This is a genomic window from Pseudomonas sp. GD04058, assembly GCF_029836855.1.
In the GTDB taxonomy this organism is placed as follows: Bacteria; Pseudomonadota; Gammaproteobacteria; order Pseudomonadales; family Pseudomonadaceae; genus Aquipseudomonas; species Aquipseudomonas bharatica.
Window position 1 is genome coordinate 36,531 of the sequence record NZ_JAOECN010000016.1, and the last position, 17,773, is coordinate 54,303.

The following is a 17,773-nucleotide window of genomic DNA, read 5'->3' on the forward strand; positions in this document are numbered from 1 at the left end:
GTTAACAATGTAACGATGACCCATGTCCGCCGAAGCGGGCCGGCCAGCCACGAGGCGCGAAAGAAGCCCATGGAAATCCGGCCCCGACACACCCCCCGCGAGTGTGTTTTAATGCGTCGCCCATTTTTTCTTCTGAACACCAAGGCGGCTATGGACACGGGGACACGACTCAGACTGGTGCGTGAACGCAACAAGCTCTCCCAACGGGAACTGGCCCGACGCAGTGGCCTGACCAACTCGACGATCTCGCAGATCGAGCAGAACCGCGTCAGCCCCTCGGTCAGTTCCCTGAAGAAACTGCTCGAAGGGATTCCCATGTCCCTGGCGGAGTTCTTCAGCTTCGACGAGCCACCGCGGGAAGAACGCTTCGTCTTCCGCGCCGCCGAACAGCCCGACCTCGGCCGCAGCGGCATGCGCATGCTGCTGGTCGGCGCCAGCGTGGAAGGCCGGCAGATGCGCATGCTGCGCGAGCTGTACGCCCCCGGCGCGGATTCCGGCGAAGAGCCGATCGTCCATGCCGAAGGCGAGGAATGCGGCCTGGTGACCCGTGGCACCATCGAACTGCGGGTCGATGGCCAGGTGAGTATCCTCAACTCCGGTGACGGCTACTACTTCCCCACCACCCTGCCCCACAGCTTCAAGAACATCGGCCAGGACGAGGCCGAGATCATCAGCGCCAACACCCCGGCGAACTTCTGATGAAACGGCGGCCCTGGAGGCCGCCGTTCTCGTTCACATCCACCCGAGCCAGTGCCACCAGGTAGCGGCGAACACCAGCATCAGCAGGTAACCAACCAGGGTCACGACAATCCCGACCTTGGCGAACTGGCGTGCGTTGAAGGTTTCGGTGCCCAGGCAGACCATGTTCTGCGGCGCATTGATGGGCAGGATGAAGCCGTAGCTGACCACGAAGCCGAGGACCATGGTCATGCCCAGGCGGTTGAAGTCGCCCGGCAGCGTCTGCAAGACCGCGATCAGGATCGGCAACAGCGCCGAAGTCAGCGCGGTAGCGCTGGCGAAGCCCAAGTGGATCAGGATCAGGAAGGCGCCGAGAATCGCGAATACCCCCAGCGTACCCAACTGGTCCAGCCCGGTATGGGCGACCACCTGCGCGCCCAGCCACTGCCCGGCCTGGGTGGTGAGCAGGGTGGTGCCGAGGCTGATGCCAACCCCGAAGACAATCACCGTGCCCCAGGGAATACGCGCCTGCACGTCCTTCCAGGTCATCACGCCGACTCGCGGCAGCAATAGCAGGACCAGCCCGGCATAGGTGGTCGAGGTGGTGTCGAACCCATGCAGCTTGCCTTCGGTGGCCCAGGCCAGCAGCAGGGCCAGGGACACGCCGAGCAGACGTTTCTGCGCGGTGCTCATCGGCCCCAGCGCCGCCAGTTGCGCAGACACCGCGGCCTTGCCCCCGGGGATGCTGTCGGTCTCCGGCGGCAGCATCTTCAGCACCACGACGATCAGCAGCGCCGACATCAGCACCGCCCACGGCGCGCCGGCGACCAGCCAATCGATCCACGACACCCGGGCACCGAGCATCTTGTCCATGAAACCCACGGTCAGCAGGTTCTGCGCGGCGGCGGTCTGGATACCGATGTTCCAGATGCTGGTGCCTTGGGCGACGATGATCATGATGCCGGCGGCGATGTTCGAGCGCCTGTCCACGCCGAATGCGGCGATCACCCCCATCATGATCGGCACTACGCACGCACTGCGCGCCGTGGCGCTGGGCACTACCAGGCTCAGCAGCAGAGTGACCACCACCGCGCCCAGGAGGATGCGCCGGGTGCTGACGCCGACGCGGTCCAGGGTGACCAGCGCGATACGCCGGTCCAGGCCGGTGTGGGTCATGGCGGCGGCGAGGAACAGCGCGCCGACCACCAGCGCCAGTGCGGTATTGGAAAAACCGGTGAGGGCCATGCCCACCGCGGCGGACGAACCATAGCTGACGCTCGGGTCAGCCAGGGTCGGCGCGGTTCCCAGGAGAAACGCCAGCAGCGAGGTAATCATGATCGCACTGGCTTCGTAGGACACCGCCTCAGTGATCCAGATGACCACCGCGAAGGCGAGGATCGCCAGGACCCTGTGCCCGGCCACCGGCAGATCGCTTGGCAACGGCAGCAGCAGCACGCCGATCAACGCGGCGATGCCCACCCACAGGCCGATGGGTAACCCCAGCCTGTGGGAAGCGGTTGTGGACGACGTATTCATGGCCTGCCTCGCTGGCTTGGAAAATGTTGGCAAGCGCTCTAGCGCGAGGCTTGCACCCTTCCTTCAATCATCCCTGCGCCGTTGCGCGGAGAAAATGACATCGATCAACCCCTGCCGGATTAGCCCATCGCGGATTTTGTAGGACAACCCGGCAATAACTACATAAGCAGGAAATCAATTTTGTAGTGATAAGAAAAAATCACTACAAACCCGTTGACGCCGTTTATCGGGCTCTTGCATGATGGGCCCGTCTCCCCGATCGGGAGCGCTGGCAAGGGTGTTCCAGACGATCCGAGCGGTATGCGGGTTGTCCGTGGAGTGGGACTGTCCAAAAGGCAGAGTGAAGAAAGCCCCTGTTGCGATGCTGCTGTAGCAGCCTTGGTAGATGCGCTACATGAAGCGCGAGTCTGAACGAATCAACCACTGAAGGGTTATGGGGGCTTTAATGATGAATCTGAACGAACAACCGACCATCCAGGAACTGGCCAAGCTGTTCGCTGCGCGCAAAGACACGCTCGACAGCCATATCCTGTGGATCTGCGAAGCCGGTGAAGTGCATATCGACAGCCTGTCGCCCTGCACCACCGAAGATGAATTCGAACAGCGCAAGCCCGGCATGCGAGCGCGGATGAAGATGTACCGCCGTGGCCAGGGCTACGTCGGCAAGAAAGCGGCCGCTGATACCCAGTTCGTCGGTCGCGTGCTGGAAACCCTGCAACAGGAGTGGCCAGCGCTGCGTGAAGGCCAGGGCGTGCGGGTCATCGACCGCCTTAGCTGAGTCTTCCGTTCGCTTGAGCCCGGCCCGCAAGGCCGGGCTTTTTAATGCGCGAAGAAAAGGCCGGTGGGTCACACCGGCCTTTTACCAAAGGTTTTGGTCATGCGCGGCGCAACAGCGCCAGCGGTTCTTCAGGCTGCAACCCGGCGACCATCGCCCTGGCCCGATCCACGCCCCAGACCAGCGCCCGGCTCATGCTCTCCCCCGGCCTGGACGGATAGTATTCCTCCAGCAGCGCCTTGCCGTGGCGGGCGTACACGCCGAGGAACAGCTGGGTCGCGCCGGTGCGCGAGAGCCGAACCTGGACGTCGATGCTGATCCCGTCGTTGAGCACTTCATCATGGCTGCGGCTATGCAGCATCGCATCCGCCCATTCCCAGTATTTTTCTTCCCTGATACGCATTGCTTTCCTCCACTGGAATAGCGCATTGACGGCACATAGTAAGGCATAGATCGCCATCACTCTCCAGCGCCGCAGGGCGGCGCAATGAGCGAAGTCAAACAAAGCTGCATGAATTGGCCGGAATCGCGTACCCGTCGGTGCTTTCAGCAATCAGGCAACACGCCGGCCGCGGCGTCAGCGCTTGGGCAATGCTGCGGGAAGGAAGCGGCGACCTTCCATACGCGCCGGCATCCTCGGCTTGAAGGTGGCCTGGGCATCGTCCAGGGTCATATGGGCGAAGCCCAGGCGAAACGCTGACTGGCCACAACGCACCACGGCATTGATCGGGAATTCGTCGCCGAGGTCTTCGAGAAATTGATCCTTCATGTTCCTGCTCCCCTCTGAAAGCGACCGATACCGATCCTCCAGCGGAGAACCTGAAAATATCGATCTCAACCCTCAGAAGACTAGCCGGACATTTAGCGACCAACCGGTCAGCATGTCGATCCCCGACCAATGGCGTCTCAGGCCTGGGCGGTCCTCAATGCTTCCCGCAGACGCGGGCCGAATACGTTGATCAGCAACCCCAGCATCACCAGCAGGCCGCCCCAGCACTGGATCGCACTGAGGCGCTCGTCCAGCAGCAAGGCCGAAGAGGTCAGCCCTACCACCGGAACCAGAAGCGAAAAGGGTGCCACTTTCCCCGCCGGATAGCGCGACAGCAGGCGACTCCACAAGCCGTAGCCGAGCATGGTGGCGATGACCGCCAGGTAAACCAGCGACAAAATCGAACTCAACCCGATATTGCGCAGCGACGACTCGATCAGTTCCGGGCCTTCCAGGTACCACGACAGGCCCAGGAACGGCAGCGGCGGAACCAGTCCGCCCCAGATCACCAGGGCCATCAGGTCGATATTGCCGAAACGTCGGGTGATGATATTGCCCATGGCCCAGCAGGCACCGCCGCACAGGGTCAGGAGCAACGCCAGCAAGGGAACATGGCTGTCGTTCTCGCTGCCGATCAGCGCCAAGCCACCCGCCGCGACCAGCAAGCCGAACACACTCGCGCTGCGCAGGCGCTCACCGAGGAACAGCGCAGCGAAGATCATGGTGAAGAAGGCCTGGGACTGCAGCACCAACGACGCCAGCCCCGGCGGCATGCCGTTGTGCATGGCCTCGAAGAGAAAGGCGAACTGGCCCAGGGAAATGGTCGAGCCGTAGGCGATCAACCAGCGCCAGGGCAATTGCGGACGACGGATGAAAAACACCGCCGGGAACGCCACCAGGATAAACCGCAGCGCGCCCAGCAACATCGGCGGCAGGCCGTCCAGACCGACCTTGATCACCACGAAATTCAGGCCCCAGGCAACGATCACCACCAGCGCCAGCAACAAATCCTTGAGCGGCATTCTTCCCCCATTGCACGCGTAATAATTTGAAACATCATATCGTCATTACGCTGGCGGGTGACACTGCAAGGTCCGCGGCGCATCAACCCCGAATTGGGTAGACACCGATGCCCATCGCTGGCAAGCCAGCTCCCACAGGGTCAGCGCAGACCTCAAGCCATGTGCAGCACCTGTGGGAGCTGGCTTGCCAGCGATAGGCATGGGGTCTTTACAAAACGTGACCTGCAAGTTGCGGTTGATTACATGAGAACCGGCTCAGGCATGCACACTCCACTGCACCACATCCACGCCGATCACCGAATCGTCCACCGCCTGGATCAAGCCGCAGCGCATCGCCTCCTCGGGCGTGACGATCCGCGGATGGGCCATCAGGTAGCGCGGAATATCCAGCACCTCCTCCGCGCCCTGGGTGCGTTCCTCGACGATCTGCGCGTACAGCAGCAGGTCGTAATCCAGGCTCATCGCGTATTCGGCCATCCGCGCATGGTCCACCGAACCGTGCAGGGTCCAGTGGAAGGGATGGAACAGGAATTTGCTCAGGGCACAGGCCGTACGCCGCTCGCCGGCCAGGAACAGGATGTTGCCCATCGACTCCACCGTGCCGAGATTGTGGGTATGCACCGGTACCGGCAGCGCCCTGAGGAAGTTATAGAGGCTGAAGCCGTAGCTGCATTCCCCGCCCATGGTGGCGATATTCAGCTGGATACACTCGGCGCCCTGCTGCAGAGCCCGCGAGCAGGTGGTGATGAGGTTGCCGCAGGTGGACGCATTGATCGGTCCGGTGAAATGGATGATATGACTGGCCATGGTCACCTCGTGCTGTGGGTCCTTGGGTCAGGGGTCGTTGTCACGCGTTTGCTTGTCGGCCCCCTTGTTCTCGGCGAGTTCGCCCAGGTGCTGGTAGCGCTCGCGTAGCGCATGCAGCTGCTTTTCATCCAGGTCGTCGAGCCCGAGCAAGGCGTTGTGTGCCCGGCGCGTGGCGCGCAGCAGCTCGTCGACCTTGATATGCAACTGATCGGTGTCGCGGTTCTGGGTGTTCTGGATCAGGAACACCATGAGGAAGGTCACGATGGTGGTGGAAGTATTGATCACCAGTTGCCACGTGTCGCTGAAGTGGAACAGCGGCCCGCTGATGCCCCAAGCCAGGATCAGGCCGAAGGCGATGGCGAAGGTCAGCGGACGGCCCATCCAGTTGGCCAGCTTCTGGGCGAAACGGGAGAACTTCATGGGAGGGCCTCCTCTTGCGGTCCTGCGTGTCGAACCCGACATTCGGTGGAAAAGCTGGGGCTGGCAAAGTTCAGTCCGGCCACTGCGCGCCACTCGTCAATCTTGCTGAACCCGCCTTGCCGCGCCCCGGTCGCAACCTGTAACGAGCAGCACAAGGAACGACGGCGTGAGCGAGATTCGCATCGGTATTTCCGGCTGGCGCTATGCCCCGTGGCGCAAGGTGTTCTATCCCCAGGGCCTGGTCCAGGCCAAGGAGCTGGCATTCGCCTCGCGGGCGGTGAGCAGCATCGAGATCAACGGGTCGTTCTATGCCCTGCAGACCCCGCAGCGCTATGCCGAATGGCGCGACGCGACGCCCGAGGACTTCGTCTTCGCGGTCAAGGCGCCGCGCTACATCACCCATGTGCGACGGCTCAAGGAGATCGACGAGCCGCTGGCCAACTTCTTCGCCTCCGGGCCGCTGCAATTGGGCGCCAAGCTGGGGCCGATCCTGTGGCAGTTCCCGCCGAGCCTTAAATTCGACCCGCAGCGCTTCGCCGATTTTCTTCAGCGCCTGCCCCATGATCACGCCGCGGCCAGCCGATGCGCACGCCATTGCGCCGAGCGCTTGAAGAAAGACGGCGCCTTCGAAACCCAGGGCAACGGTACGCTGCGCCATGCCGTGGAGATCCGCCACGACAGCTTCCGTGACCCGGCCTTCATCGAACTGTTGCGCGCACACCAGGTGGCTCTGGTGGTCGCCGATACCGCCGGGAAATGGCCCTACCTGGAAGACCTGACCGCCGACTTCATCTACCTGCGCCTGCATGGCGATGCCGAGCTGTACGCCAGCGGCTACACCGATGAAGCCCTGCAGCGCTGGGCCCAACGCATCCGCACCTGGAGCCGCGGGCAACAACCGGGCGATGCACACCTGGCCGGGCCCCGGGAAGCCGCGACCAAGGGGGCAAAGGCGGTGTACTGCTATTTCGACAACGACCTGAAAGTCCGCGCGCCCTTCGATGCCCGGGAGTTGCTGCACCGGTTGAAACTCGATGCCGGGCTGCAAACCGAACCGGGCCAACCGGCGCAGCCACCTTTGTGACGGGAGACGATCATGCATACCCCTGCCCTGCTGTTGATCCTTGCCAGCCTTGCCAGCGGCACGGTCCTGGCCGATGCCTGCCAGGTCACCACGCGCTCGTCCAGCGCCGCGGTGCCGGAGGTGGAGACGCGTACCTGCTACAGGCTCGAAGGCATGCCCGACGAGGCCATCGATTGGTCCTGCAGCAGCGAGAACAAGGAAATGCTCAATACCCTGAAACAGCGGGTCCCACGCTGCCCGGACCAGGAAATCGGTCAATGCACTGCACCCTTGACCCAGGAAAGCCTGGCCAACCCCAAGTCCACCAGCAATGACCCGCAGGCGGCCAGGCCACAGGTTCCGAACGATGCGCGGGTGGTGACCTATTACTACGACACCCGCAACCAGGGGCAGGCCAGGATCGACTGCGAGAAGGCAGGCGGGACCTGGCGCATGCCGTGACGCCCGCAGATTTCCCTTGCAACCCACACAGGAGTGCATACCCATGCCACGCGGAAGCAAAGCGAAGTACACCGAAGAACAGAAACGCAAGGCCGAGCATATCGAGGACAGCTACGAGGCCAAGGGCGTGTCCAGGGACGAGGCCGAAGCCCGAGCCTGGGCCACGGTAAACAAGCAGTCCGGCGGCGGTGAAAAAGCCGGCGGGTCCGGGCAGAAGAAGAGTGCAAGCGCCAAGCACAAGGCGCGACAGTCTTCGGCACAACGGGCGGTGAAGACCAAACATGGAGAGCCACGACCGGATCAGTCGTTGGGCGAGCTGACCAAGGCGGAATTGATGGACAAGGCAAGGAAGCAAGACATTTCCGGACGTTCGAAGATGAACAAGGCGGAGCTGGTCAGGGCGCTGAGCCGATGACCAGCCGCAGCCACTGGTTCGTTCAATAATCGATGGATGCGCATCCATCCGCACCGGGCATTGCGGGTGCCCCGCCGCTGCCGGCGGTCTTGCAGGCAGCGGCGCGGACTGCGTCGGCTGCACCGGCGATCTGCGGCTCCAGGGTGATCCGATTAAGTTCGTATTCAAGCTTTTGAACATCCAGATCGTTGATAGACACGCCGTTAACCTTGCTCCAGAGCTGGCGCTCTTCCTCTTCCACCTTTGCCTCGCGCCTCGCACCTTCCAGACGCGAAGCCTGCGTGGTATCCGGCTTGCCGCCGGCGCTCGCAGTGCCGTTGCCGCCACTGCTGAGCCCGCATTCGGGGGAAGCCAATGCACTACCACCCTTCCCTCCTTCAGCCGTCGCTCCCTTGCCACCCTTCACGGAAAGCTGGTACCCGCCGGGATTGAAAGACAATCCGCTTTCACCACCTGCTGCACCGGCCGCGCCGCTGGTACCCGCCTTCCCGCCGGCCCCCACAACAAGGGTCACAATCTGCCCGGCATACAGGTTATAGGTGCATACCAATGTCACGCCCGCACCACCACCTGCTACACTCCCGCCTCCGCCTGCACCGATCACGGTGATGTACACCTTGTTGGTGGACTCAGGCATCTTCACTTCATAAGTGCCCGCAGCGGTGAACGTCTGGTTGGCCGCCAGGGCCGGTCCACTGGAAGCCAGCAGGATGCCGGCGGACAACAGAGCGAGAAGGGGTTTTGTGAACATGGCGAGCCTCCGGTACCTTTCGATGAACCCACTTGGGTCATGGAAAAATACCGCTCGGCCCACCCCCTGTTCTGCTGGCAAAAATGCCAGTTCTCAAGACCTCTTCGCGCTAAGGCTTATCGCCAAAGCGCTTCAAGGCGAAATGGCCGGGAATGTTTCAAGCCAACCCAGGCACCGTTTCGTTCAATAATCGATGGATGCACAACCATCCGCACCAGACATGCCTGGAGCCCCGCCGCTGCCGGCGGTCTTGCAGGCAGCGGCGCGGACTGCGTCGGCTGCAGTGGCGGAGTCCAGGTCCTTGAGCATCGGACTAAGGTCTAAATGCATCATGTCGATATCTGGATGCTCTTTGGCCAAGAACTGGCGAAGTTCGTCTTTCATCTTTGCCTCGCGCCTCGCACCTTCCTGACGCGACGCCTCCGCGGTATCCGGCTTGCCGCCCGCAGTCGCAGTGCCATTGCCACCACTGCTGAACCCGCATTCGGGGGTGGGCCCTGCACTACCACCCTTCCCGCCTTCAGCCGTCGCTCCCTTGCCGCCCTTTACGGGAACCTGGTAAGCGCCGCGGTTGAAAGACAATACGCTTTCTCCGCCGGCGCCCCCGGACGCGCCGCTGGTGCCTGCCTTCCCTCCGGCGCCCACGGTAAGGGTCACGATCTGCCCGGCATACAGGTCATAGGTGCATACCAATGTCACGCCCGCACCACCACCTGCCGCGCTCCCGCCTCCGCCTGCACCGATCAGGGTGATGTACACCTTGTTGGTGGACTCAGGCATCTTCACTTCATAAGTGCCCGCAGCGGTGAACGTCTGGTTGGCCGCCAGGGCCAGCCCATTGGAAGCCAGCAGGATGCCGGCGGACAACAGAGCCAGAAGGGGTTTGGTGGACATGGCGAGCCTCCGGTACCTTTCGATAACCCCACTTGGGTCATGGAAAAATACCGCTCGGCCCACCCTCTGTTCTGCTGGCAAAAATGCCAGTTCTCAAGACCTCTTCGCGCTAAGGCTTATCGCTACCGCGCTTCAAGGCGAAATGGGATCACTGGCCGGGAAAGTTTCTTCAAGTGCGTTATCCACCTGCTCTTCCTCTGGCTGCCTGGCCTTGTCGTCCCCGCAGTGGCATTCACTCATGCGGCACGGTTCGCCGTTGGCGTGGCCACTGGCGCAGGCCTTGCAGCAATAGGCCTCGCCAGCCAGTTGCACGGCGTTGGCGTCCACCTCGCAGGTACATCCGGGACAGGCGCAATGTTGTTCGCTCATGGTCGTGTCCTCCTCTCAAACGTCTTCATCGCCTTCGGGCGGCGATACACGATCGGTCCAGGGTTTGCCGTCCAGTGGCGCCGAGCGGGCCAGCTCGGCTTCGTCCAGGCCGATGCCGCCGCCGATCTCGTCCTCGTCGACCCGGCGCAATTGCTGGTCTGCCGGCCCCGGGCCGCCTCGCTCGGAAGGATCGCGGGCGCCGGTCTGGTCGAACAGGGTGTCGGGGCTGAGGTCGTCCAGGGTGACATTGTCCTCGTGCAGGCTTTCAGTGAGCGCTTCACCGCCACTCATGCCACCCCGCTCGACACGCTCGGCGGGAAACTCGCGGTTGAATTCCTCTGCCGGCCGCGCATCGCCGGCGCGGCCCTGGCGTTCGTCATGGCGGTCACTGAAATCCAGCTCGCGGACTTCGCCCATGCGGTCCTGGATGTCGTCGATTTCGGCTGGCACATGGGTGGCCGGCCTTTGGCTTTTCTCGTTCATGGCAACCTCGCTTGCGGATGAGCTCTCCTGAAGTCGACTCCCCTGCGCGGAAAATGATTCAGTCTTTCTGCCGCCCGGTCGCCACGCCGATTGAACTCCCGTCCCGCACGCCCTCTCCCACTTGGTAAGACGCCGGACACAGAGCATTCGCCATGGCCAAGCCCCTCGAGGAGTACCAACGCAAGCGCAACTTCGCCGCCACCCCCGAACCCAGCGGCAAGCGAGCCCGTGGCAAGGCCCGGGCGCTGCAGTTCTGCATCCAGAAACACGACGCCAGCCACCTGCACTACGATTTCCGCCTGGAGCTCGATGGCACCCTGAAAAGCTGGGCGGTGCCCAAGGGCCCGTCGCTGGATCCCAAGGTCAAGCGCCTCGCGGTGCACGTCGAGGACCACCCGCTGGACTACGCCAGCTTCGAAGGTCATATCCCCGAAGGCCACTACGGTGCCGGCGACGTGATCGTGTGGGACCGCGGCATCTGGATTCCCGAAGGCGACCCGCACCAGGGCTATGCCAAGGGCCACCTGCGCTTCGAACTTCAAGGGGAAAAGCTCGGCGGGCGCTGGAACCTGTTCCGCACCCGCCTCGGCGGCAAGAAGGAGCAGTGGATGCTGGTCAAGTCCTCGGATGCCCAGGCCCGCGAGGAGAAGGACTACGACATCCTCGAAGCCGCCCCGGACAGCGTGCTCAGCGACCGCAGCCTGCCTTCGGCCAGGCCCGTCGCGGCGCCTGCGGCAAAGGCCCCCGCGGCAAGGAAGAAAGCCGCATCCGCCAGCCGCACGAAAAAGGCACCCAAGACCGCCCTGCCCGAAAGCCTCAAGCCGCAGCTGGCCACCCTGGTGGACTCGCCGCCGCAAGGCGACTGGAGCTACGAGATCAAGTTCGACGGCTACCGCATCCTTGCCCGTATCGACGATGGCGAGGTGCGCCTGTTCACCCGCAATGGCCACGACTGGACGGCGAAGATGCCGCGCCAGGTGGCGGCGCTGAAAACGCTCAAACTGAAATCCGCCTGGCTCGACGGCGAGATGGTGGTCGCCGACGACAACGGCGTGGCCGACTTCCAGGCCCTGCAGAACGCCTTCGATACCGAGCACGACGAACGCATTCTCTACTACCTGTTCGATGTGCCCTGGCTCGAAGGTCGCGATCTGCGCCAGTTGCCACTGCAGGAGCGGCGCGCCGCCCTTGAAGCGATCCTCGCCGACCCGCCGCCGGAGCTGCGTTACTCGGCGAGCTTCGCCGAGCCGGTCGCCTCGCTGCTCGCCAGCGCCTGCCAGATGAACCTGGAAGGCCTGATCGGCAAGCGCCAGGACAGCGTCTATGTGGAACGACGCAGCAGCGACTGGATCAAGCTCAAGTGCCAGAAACGCCAGGAGTTCGTGGTGGTCGGCTACACCGAGCCCAAGGGCAGCCGGGCAGCGTTCGGCGCCCTGTTGCTGGCCCTGCATGACGATGGCCGGTTGCGTTATGCGGGCAAGGTCGGCACGGGTTTCAGCACCGAGACCCTGCAAAGCCTGCATCGTCGGCTGCAGCCGCTGGAGGCGCCGCGCCCGCCACTGGATAACCCGCCGACCGGCGCCGAAGCCCGGGGCGTTCACTGGCTCAAGCCGCAGTTGCTGGCAGAGGTCAGCTTCGCCCAGATGACCCGCGACGGCATCGTTCGCCACGCGGTCTTCCATGGCCTGCGCAACGACAAGCCGGCCAGCGCCATCAACCTGGAGCGTGCCATGCCCGTGAAGAACAGCAGCACCAAGGCGATGCGCCTGACCCATCCTGATCGCATCATCGATGCCAGCAGCAACACCACCAAGCTGGATATCGCCGAATACTACGCCAAGGTTGCCGGGCTGATCCTGCCGCACCTGGAGAACCGTCCCGTGGCGCTGGTCCGCGCCCCGGACGGGCTGGACGGCGAACTGTTCTTCCAGAAGAACGCCGCCCAGCTTGACCTGCCCCACGTGAAAACCTACGACAAGGACCAGGCCGGTCAGGCCGCGATGATCATCAACCGCGAAGACACCCTGCTTGGCGCGGTGCAGATGAACACGCTCGAACTGCACACCTGGAACGCCACCGACAAGCAATTCGAGCGCCCCGACCGCTTCGTGCTCGACCTCGACCCGGACCCGAAACTGCCCTGGAAGGCGATGATCGAAGCCACCACCCTGACCCTCACCCTTCTGGAAGAGCTGGGCCTGCGCTGTTTCCTCAAGACCAGCGGCGGCAAGGGCATCCACGTGGTGGTGCCGTTGCAGCGCAAGGCCGGCTGGGACGAGGTCAAGGATTTCAGCCACGCCATCGTCAGCCACATGGCCGGGCTGTTCCCGGAACGGCTGTCGGCGGTCTCCGGGCCGAAGAACCGGGTCGGGCGGATCTTCATCGACTACCTGCGCAACGGCAAGGGGGCGACCACCGTCTGCGCCTGGTCGCTGCGGGCCCGGGAAGGCATGCCGGTGTCGGTGCCGATCTGGCCCGAGGAACTGGCCGGGCTCAAGGGGGCCAACCAATGGACCCTGGCCAATATCGACGAGCGCCTGGCCGACGGCAACGACCCGTGGCAGGACTACGCCAGCACCCGCCAGTCGATCACCGCCGGCATGCGCAAGAAACTCGGCCTGTGAAGGAGCCACCGCCATGAGCATCATCCAGGATTTCGACCTGGGCAGCCTGGACACCCTGCTGCGCAGCTTTACCCAGCGCCCCCAGGCGCTGCATCTGGACACCCAGTTGCCGCTGGTCATGCAGTCGCTGCAACAGGACCATCTCGACCTGCTGCCACTGCCCGGCCAGGGCCATACCCTGCAACGCTGGCAGACCCTGGCGCGCATCGCCGGCTGCGACCTGAGCCTGGCCAAGCTGTACGAGGGGCACACCGATGCCCTGGCGATCCTCTCCGAGTGCAGCGCCAGCCACCGGGTCGGCCAAGGCATCTGGGGGGTATGGGCCGCCGAGTCGGCCGAGGCCCGCACGCGCATCGTCGGACGCGAAGGCGACACGGTGCTGCTGGAAGGACGCAAGGCCTGGTGCTCCGGCGCCCTGCAGATCGACAACGCCCTGCTGACCGCCTGGGACAGTAATGAGCAGCCGCAACTGGTGGCCATCGAGCTGTCCCATCCGAGCCAGAGCATCCTTGCCGAGGGCTGGCAGGCGGTGGGCATGGCCACCACTACCAGTGTGGTGATGGAGTTCGATGGTACTCCTGCCGTGGCCATTGGCGCTCCCGGGCAGTACCTATCGCGACCTGGCTTCTGGCACGGCGGCGGCGGAATCGCTGCGTGCTGGTACGGGGCCGCCGAGGCGCTGGCCGATTACCTGCGCGAGCACTGTCGCAAGCCACGTCCCGACCCGCATGCCGAGGCCCACCTGGGCGCGGTCGATGCCGCACTGGGCGGTGCCCGGGCGACCCTGCGCGAATGCGCAGCGTGGATCGACGCCAACCCCGGCGCCAACGCCGAGCTGCTGGTACGGCGCACCCGTGCCCAGGTCGAACAGGCGGTGAGCCAGGTTATCCAGCATGTCGGCCGCGCCCTGGGTGCCACGCCGTTCTGCCACAACAGCCACTTCGCCCGGCTCTCCGCCGACCTGCCGGTCTTCCTGCGCCAGAGCCATGCCGAACGCGATCTCGCCGTCCTCGGTCAACAACTGGCCCAGGTGCCGGCGGGAGCCTGGCAGCTATGAGCGAAGACCTGTTCCGTGGGCCGGCGACCACACCCGCACAATGGCAGCAGTCGGCCCATCTGGCCCGGGCCACCTGGATCACCCCCGAGCAGCTGTGCCCACCGGGGCGCCGCCTGATCGTGGTGGCGCCCCACCCTGACGACGAGATCCTCGCCTGCGGCGGCCTGCTCGCCAGCCTGCGCGGGCGCGAGCAGGACCTGCTGCTGATCTCGGCCACCGATGGCGAGGCCAGCCATCCCGGCTCGCAACAGTGGACGGAGCATCGCCTGCGTCGCCAGCGCCCCCAGGAAAGCCGCAACGCCCTGCACCGGCTCGGCCTGAACCTGCAGGCCCTGGACTGGCAGCGCCTGTCGCTCAAGGACACCGCGGTAGCCCGCGACGAAGCCTACCTGGTCGGCCATTTGGGCCAATTGCTGCGGCCCGACGACCTGCTGCTCTGCACCTGGCGTGGCGACGGCCATTGCGACCACGAGGCGGTTGGCCGCGCCTGTGCCCAAGCGGCGCAGGCCAAGGGCGCGACCCTGCTTGAAGTGCCGGTATGGGCCTGGTACTGGGCGCAGCCCGAGGATCCGCGGCTGCCCTGGGAACGGGCTTGCAAGGTGCAACTGGACGCCGATGCCGTGCAACGCAAGCAACAGGCGATTGCCGCCCATGTCAGCCAGATCGAATCCGATGGCGAGCGCCCGCCGGTGCTCCCGGCCGAAACCCTGGAGTGCCTGATGCAACCTTTCGAACTGGTGTTCCGATGAGTGTGGATGCGCGCTATTTCGCCGACCTGTTCGCCGCCAGCGACGACCCTTGGGCCTTCCGCACCCGCTGGTACGAAAAGCGCAAGCGTGAACTGATCATGGCCAGCCTGCCCAGGCAGTTCTACGAGCGGATCTTCGAGCCGGCCTGTGCCAACGGTGAGCTGAGCGCGGCGCTGGCCGAACGCTGCACCGAGCTGGTCTGTCATGACCTCGACAGCACCGCCGTCGCCCTTGCCCGCCAGCGCCTGGGCGGCCTGCGCAATGTGCAGGTGGGGCAAGGGCGCCTGCCGGGAGACTGGCCCGGCGGCAGTTTCGACCTGATCGTACTCGGCGAGATCGGCTACTACCTCGACCCGGAGCAGTGGTTGCAAGTGATCGAGCAGGCAGCCGCCAGCCTGGGCGAGGACGGCGGGCTGCTCGCCTGTCACTGGCTGCACCCCATCGATGGCTGCCCGCAGAACGGCCGCCAGGTGCACGCCCTGCTGGAAGAGCGCCTGCCGCTGTACCGCGTGCTGCGTCATGAAGAAGCGGATTTTTTGCTGGAATACTGGAGTTGCCAGCCCAGCGTGATCGACCTCGACGAGACCTGCCCATGATTGCCGTGATCATCCCCGCCCACAACGAAGCCGACACGCTGCACGCTTGCCTGACCACCATGCGCGCCGCCGCCGACACTGCTGCAAGTGTGGGGCATCGGGTCGAAATCCTGGTCGTGCTGGACTGCTGTACCGACGCCAGCGCCGCCATCGCCCGCCGCTTCGGCGTAGACACCCTGGAGGTGGAGGTGCGCAATGTCGGCCAGGCGCGCCGTGCCGGCGCCGAGCTGATGCTGCAGCGTGGCGCCCAATGGCTGGCCTGTACCGATGCCGACAGCTGCGTACCGGCGGACTGGCTGCTCTGCCAGCTGGACTTCGCCGCCGATGCGGTGTGTGGCACGGTGCATATCGAACAATGGCAGGCCGAGCAGGACCAGGCACTGCGCGAGCGCTACCTGGAGCACTACCAGATGCGCGAAGGACACCGGCATATCCACGGCGCCAACCTGGGAATCTGCGCCCGCGCCTACCAAAGGGTGGGCGGCTTCCGCCCGCTAGCGCTGAACGAGGATGTGCAACTGATCGAAGACCTGCAGGCGTGCGGGGCAACTATCGTATGGACGGCGCGCAACAGTGTGACCACCAGCAGCCGCATGGACAGCCGCGCCCGGGGTGGCTTCGGCGACTATCTCAGGTCCCTGATGGCCTGATTGACCGCAGGCCTTGCCGGGGGCCGGTTCAAGAGGCCTTGCGCGACGTCTTCTTCTTCGGCGCCGGCTTGGCCTTGCCACCCAGGCTGCGCTTGAGCAGTTCGGTGAGGTCGATGATATCGGCGCCCTTGCCCTCGCCTTCCTCGCCCGGTTGCTCGACCACGCTGATCTTGCCCTTGGAGGCCTTTTCTTCCACCAGGTCCATGATGGTCTGGCGAAACTCGTCGCGGTAATCCTCGGGTGTCCAACTGCCGCTCATGTCCTTGACCAGGCGCTTGGCCATGTCCAGTTCGGCCTTGCTGACCTTGGCATGGGTCACGCTGTCATCCAGCTCCAGGCTGGCGAGGTCCTTCACTTCGTCTGGCCAGCGCAAGGTAATCAGCACCAGCGCCTCGTCCAGTGGCCGCACAAGTGCCAAATGCTGCTGGGTATGCAGCACCACCGTGGCCAAGGCCACCTTGCCGGTGCTTTCCAGCGTATCGCGAAGCAAGGCGTAGACCTTGCCGCCGCGCTTGTCCGGCGCCAGGTAGTAAGGCGTGTCGAAGTGTTGCAGGGGAATATCGCCGGCGTCGACGAAGGAGAAGATATCGATGGTCTGGGTCGCTTCGGGCCGGGCCTTGCGGATCTCGTCCTCGCTGATCACCACATAGCGACCCTTCTCGTATTCCACGCCCTTGACGATATGTTCCTTGCTGATTTCCTTGCCGGTGACCTTGTTGATCCGCTTGTAGCCCACCGGATCCATGCTGCGTTGGTCAAGCCAGTCGAAATCGACCCGCTGGCTGCGCACGGCGGATGCCAGGGCGACCGGGATATGCACCAGGCCGAAGCTGATCGCGCCCTTCCAGATTGCACGAGGCATGGCGGACTCCTAGCGACGCGGAAGTTGCAGAAGGTGATGACGCAAGGCACCGCAACGCTCGCAGCACTCGCAATCGCCGGGCACGGCATCGTTCACCGGCATCGAGCGCCACTGGCATCCACGTAGCAGGCAAAGAAAGGTCATGGGGCACCTCCTGGTCATAGGTCTGTTACCACTAATGACTACCAGGAGGTGCGGAAGGTTTGATCGGGATGATCAGTTGTCGCTGTCCTTGCTCGGAGCCAATTGCGAGGCAGGGCTTTCCGATTGCGGTTGCTGCATCTGCAGCGACGGCTTGCTCGGGTCGGAGTCCTTGCCGGGGTGATCGGAGTTGTCGAAACAGCCGCCCAGGGCCAGCAGGCCGGACAGCAGCAACAGGGCTGCGCCTTTGTTCATGGCCATGTTCTCCAGGAAAGTTCTTCACAATAGCAAATGGCGCATCAAGGCCGAGGCCTCCGATGCGCCAGACGAACGGGGCATGGCTATGCCCCGTCATTCACTACGCTACCGCGTCAGGAACGGCCGCCCTTGCGGCCGGAGTCCTGGGTTTTCTGCCGGTCCTGATTCATGCCACCCGAATGTTGCCCGCCCTTGCGACCGGCTTCGGAGGCTTTTTCCCGATCGTTGGCAAAGTTGCCCGGGTTGCCGCCGCCTTGCTTGGAGCCAGTGCGGTTTTCATTGTTAGCCATGATCTTTCACCTCATAGAAAACTAGGGATGCACGACGTTTGCCGTACATGATGTGTGAGTCCATGGCGTTGCAAGGATTCGCTTTGGTTCGAAGCGGCCGGA

24 protein-coding genes are annotated in these 17,773 nt (G+C 64.0%); 10 read left to right on the forward strand and 14 right to left on the reverse strand.

The window, feature by feature from the left end:
* Positions 1 to 150: 150 nt before the first annotated feature.
* Positions 151 to 699, forward strand: a complete 549-nt coding sequence (locus tag N7650_RS15135) for a cupin domain-containing protein (RefSeq protein ID WP_009408871.1) — start codon at positions 151 to 153, stop codon at positions 697 to 699.
* Positions 700 to 732: 33 nt separating this feature from the next.
* Here the strand turns inward: N7650_RS15135 and N7650_RS15140 are convergent, their stop codons facing one another.
* A complete protein-coding gene (locus N7650_RS15140) occupies positions 733 to 2,214 on the reverse strand; it encodes a DASS family sodium-coupled anion symporter (RefSeq protein WP_279898914.1) in 1,482 nt (493 codons plus the stop codon).
* A gap of 445 nt (positions 2,215 to 2,659) precedes the next feature.
* On the opposite strand from N7650_RS15140, the gene N7650_RS15145 reads away from it, so the two are divergent.
* Positions 2,660 to 2,992, forward strand: a complete 333-nt coding sequence (locus tag N7650_RS15145; protein ID WP_009408875.1) for a hypothetical protein — start codon at positions 2,660 to 2,662, stop codon at positions 2,990 to 2,992.
* A 97-nt stretch (positions 2,993 to 3,089) separates the two neighbouring features.
* Here N7650_RS15145 and N7650_RS15150 read toward each other — a convergent pair whose 3' ends face one another.
* The 5 genes from N7650_RS15150 to N7650_RS15170 all read right to left on the reverse strand — a co-directional run bounded on the left by N7650_RS15150 (position 3,090) and on the right by N7650_RS15170 (position 6,007).
* Positions 3,090 to 3,392 (reverse strand): hypothetical protein, encoded by a 303-nt coding sequence (locus tag N7650_RS15150; protein WP_009408877.1) that lies wholly within the window; start codon positions 3,390 to 3,392, stop codon positions 3,090 to 3,092.
* A gap of 174 nt (positions 3,393 to 3,566) precedes the next feature.
* Positions 3,567 to 3,758, reverse strand: coding sequence for a hypothetical protein (locus tag N7650_RS15155; protein ID WP_279898916.1), 192 nt, complete (start codon positions 3,756 to 3,758; stop codon positions 3,567 to 3,569).
* Positions 3,759 to 3,895: 137 nt separating this feature from the next.
* The gene (locus N7650_RS15160) at positions 3,896 to 4,780 is read right to left on the reverse strand and encodes an EamA family transporter (RefSeq protein WP_279898917.1); all 885 of its coding nucleotides are present in this window, start codon (positions 4,778 to 4,780) and stop codon (positions 3,896 to 3,898) included.
* Positions 4,781 to 5,035: 255 nt separating this feature from the next.
* The gene (locus N7650_RS15165) at positions 5,036 to 5,587 is read right to left on the reverse strand and encodes an ATP-dependent Clp protease proteolytic subunit (RefSeq protein ID WP_279898918.1); all 552 of its coding nucleotides are present in this window, start codon (positions 5,585 to 5,587) and stop codon (positions 5,036 to 5,038) included.
* Positions 5,588 to 5,614: 27 nt separating this feature from the next.
* Positions 5,615 to 6,007, reverse strand: coding sequence for a low affinity iron permease family protein (locus N7650_RS15170; protein WP_279898919.1), 393 nt, complete (start codon positions 6,005 to 6,007; stop codon positions 5,615 to 5,617).
* A gap of 166 nt (positions 6,008 to 6,173) precedes the next feature.
* Between N7650_RS15170 and N7650_RS15175 the strand changes: the two genes are divergently transcribed.
* The 3 genes from N7650_RS15175 to N7650_RS15185 are packed head-to-tail and all read left to right on the forward strand — an operon-like array spanning position 6,174 to position 7,947.
* Positions 6,174 to 7,091, forward strand: coding sequence for a DUF72 domain-containing protein (locus tag N7650_RS15175; RefSeq protein ID WP_279898921.1), 918 nt, complete (start codon positions 6,174 to 6,176; stop codon positions 7,089 to 7,091).
* A gap of 12 nt (positions 7,092 to 7,103) precedes the next feature.
* Positions 7,104 to 7,532, forward strand: coding sequence for a hypothetical protein (locus tag N7650_RS15180; RefSeq protein ID WP_279898923.1), 429 nt, complete (start codon positions 7,104 to 7,106; stop codon positions 7,530 to 7,532).
* Between the two features lie 43 nt (positions 7,533 to 7,575).
* Entirely contained in the window at positions 7,576 to 7,947 is a 372-nt protein-coding gene (locus tag N7650_RS15185; RefSeq protein WP_279898925.1) for a termination factor Rho, read from the forward strand.
* A 22-nt stretch (positions 7,948 to 7,969) separates the two neighbouring features.
* On the opposite strand, the gene N7650_RS15190 is transcribed toward N7650_RS15185, so the two are convergent.
* From N7650_RS15190 to N7650_RS15205, 4 genes are all read right to left on the reverse strand, one after another.
* Complete coding sequence (locus N7650_RS15190; RefSeq protein WP_279898926.1) at positions 7,970 to 8,698, reverse strand: glycine-rich domain-containing protein; 729 nt, start codon at positions 8,696 to 8,698, stop codon at positions 7,970 to 7,972.
* A gap of 183 nt (positions 8,699 to 8,881) precedes the next feature.
* A complete protein-coding gene (locus tag N7650_RS15195) occupies positions 8,882 to 9,592 on the reverse strand; it encodes a glycine-rich domain-containing protein (protein ID WP_279898927.1) in 711 nt (236 codons plus the stop codon).
* A gap of 132 nt (positions 9,593 to 9,724) precedes the next feature.
* A complete protein-coding gene (locus N7650_RS15200; protein ID WP_279898928.1) occupies positions 9,725 to 9,961 on the reverse strand; it encodes a metallothionein in 237 nt (78 codons plus the stop codon).
* 15 nt (positions 9,962 to 9,976) lie between these two features.
* The gene (locus tag N7650_RS15205) at positions 9,977 to 10,444 is read right to left on the reverse strand and encodes a hypothetical protein (RefSeq protein ID WP_009408896.1); all 468 of its coding nucleotides are present in this window, start codon (positions 10,442 to 10,444) and stop codon (positions 9,977 to 9,979) included.
* Positions 10,445 to 10,596: 152 nt separating this feature from the next.
* On the opposite strand from N7650_RS15205, the gene ligD reads away from it, so the two are divergent.
* From ligD to N7650_RS15230, 5 genes are read left to right on the forward strand one after another with little or no spacing between them, the layout of a single operon-like run.
* The gene (gene ligD / locus N7650_RS15210; protein ID WP_279898929.1) at positions 10,597 to 13,068 is read left to right on the forward strand and encodes a DNA ligase D; all 2,472 of its coding nucleotides are present in this window, start codon (positions 10,597 to 10,599) and stop codon (positions 13,066 to 13,068) included.
* A 13-nt stretch (positions 13,069 to 13,081) separates the two neighbouring features.
* On the forward strand, positions 13,082 to 14,125 hold the full coding sequence (locus tag N7650_RS15215; protein WP_279898931.1) for an acyl-CoA dehydrogenase: 1,044 nt from the start codon (positions 13,082 to 13,084) through the stop codon (positions 14,123 to 14,125).
* Complete coding sequence (locus N7650_RS15220; protein ID WP_279898933.1) at positions 14,122 to 14,874, forward strand: PIG-L family deacetylase; 753 nt, start codon at positions 14,122 to 14,124, stop codon at positions 14,872 to 14,874. Before N7650_RS15215 ends, N7650_RS15220 begins: the two co-directional genes overlap by 4 nt.
* Positions 14,871 to 15,470, forward strand: a complete 600-nt coding sequence (locus N7650_RS15225) for a class I SAM-dependent methyltransferase (RefSeq protein WP_279898934.1) — start codon at positions 14,871 to 14,873, stop codon at positions 15,468 to 15,470. The genes N7650_RS15220 and N7650_RS15225 overlap by 4 nt, the downstream gene beginning before the upstream one ends.
* Positions 15,467 to 16,120, forward strand: coding sequence for a glycosyltransferase (locus tag N7650_RS15230; protein ID WP_279898936.1), 654 nt, complete (start codon positions 15,467 to 15,469; stop codon positions 16,118 to 16,120). Before N7650_RS15225 ends, N7650_RS15230 begins: the two co-directional genes overlap by 4 nt.
* 28 nt (positions 16,121 to 16,148) lie before the next feature.
* On the opposite strand, the gene N7650_RS15235 is transcribed toward N7650_RS15230, so the two are convergent.
* The 4 genes from N7650_RS15235 to N7650_RS15250 all read right to left on the reverse strand — a co-directional run bounded on the left by N7650_RS15235 (position 16,149) and on the right by N7650_RS15250 (position 17,671).
* Positions 16,149 to 16,982 carry a Ku protein gene (locus tag N7650_RS15235; protein ID WP_279898937.1) on the reverse strand — a complete coding sequence of 278 codons (834 nt, stop codon included), beginning with the start codon at positions 16,980 to 16,982 and terminating at the stop codon, positions 16,149 to 16,151.
* 9 nt (positions 16,983 to 16,991) lie between these two features.
* A complete protein-coding gene (locus tag N7650_RS15240) occupies positions 16,992 to 17,126 on the reverse strand; it encodes a PSPA7_2676 family Cys-rich small protein (RefSeq protein WP_279898938.1) in 135 nt (44 codons plus the stop codon).
* A gap of 72 nt (positions 17,127 to 17,198) precedes the next feature.
* Positions 17,199 to 17,384 (reverse strand): hypothetical protein, encoded by a 186-nt coding sequence (locus N7650_RS15245; RefSeq protein WP_158467786.1) that lies wholly within the window; start codon positions 17,382 to 17,384, stop codon positions 17,199 to 17,201.
* A 110-nt stretch (positions 17,385 to 17,494) separates the two neighbouring features.
* Complete coding sequence (locus tag N7650_RS15250; RefSeq protein WP_009408912.1) at positions 17,495 to 17,671, reverse strand: general stress protein; 177 nt, start codon at positions 17,669 to 17,671, stop codon at positions 17,495 to 17,497.
* Positions 17,672 to 17,773: the final 102 nt, after the last annotated feature.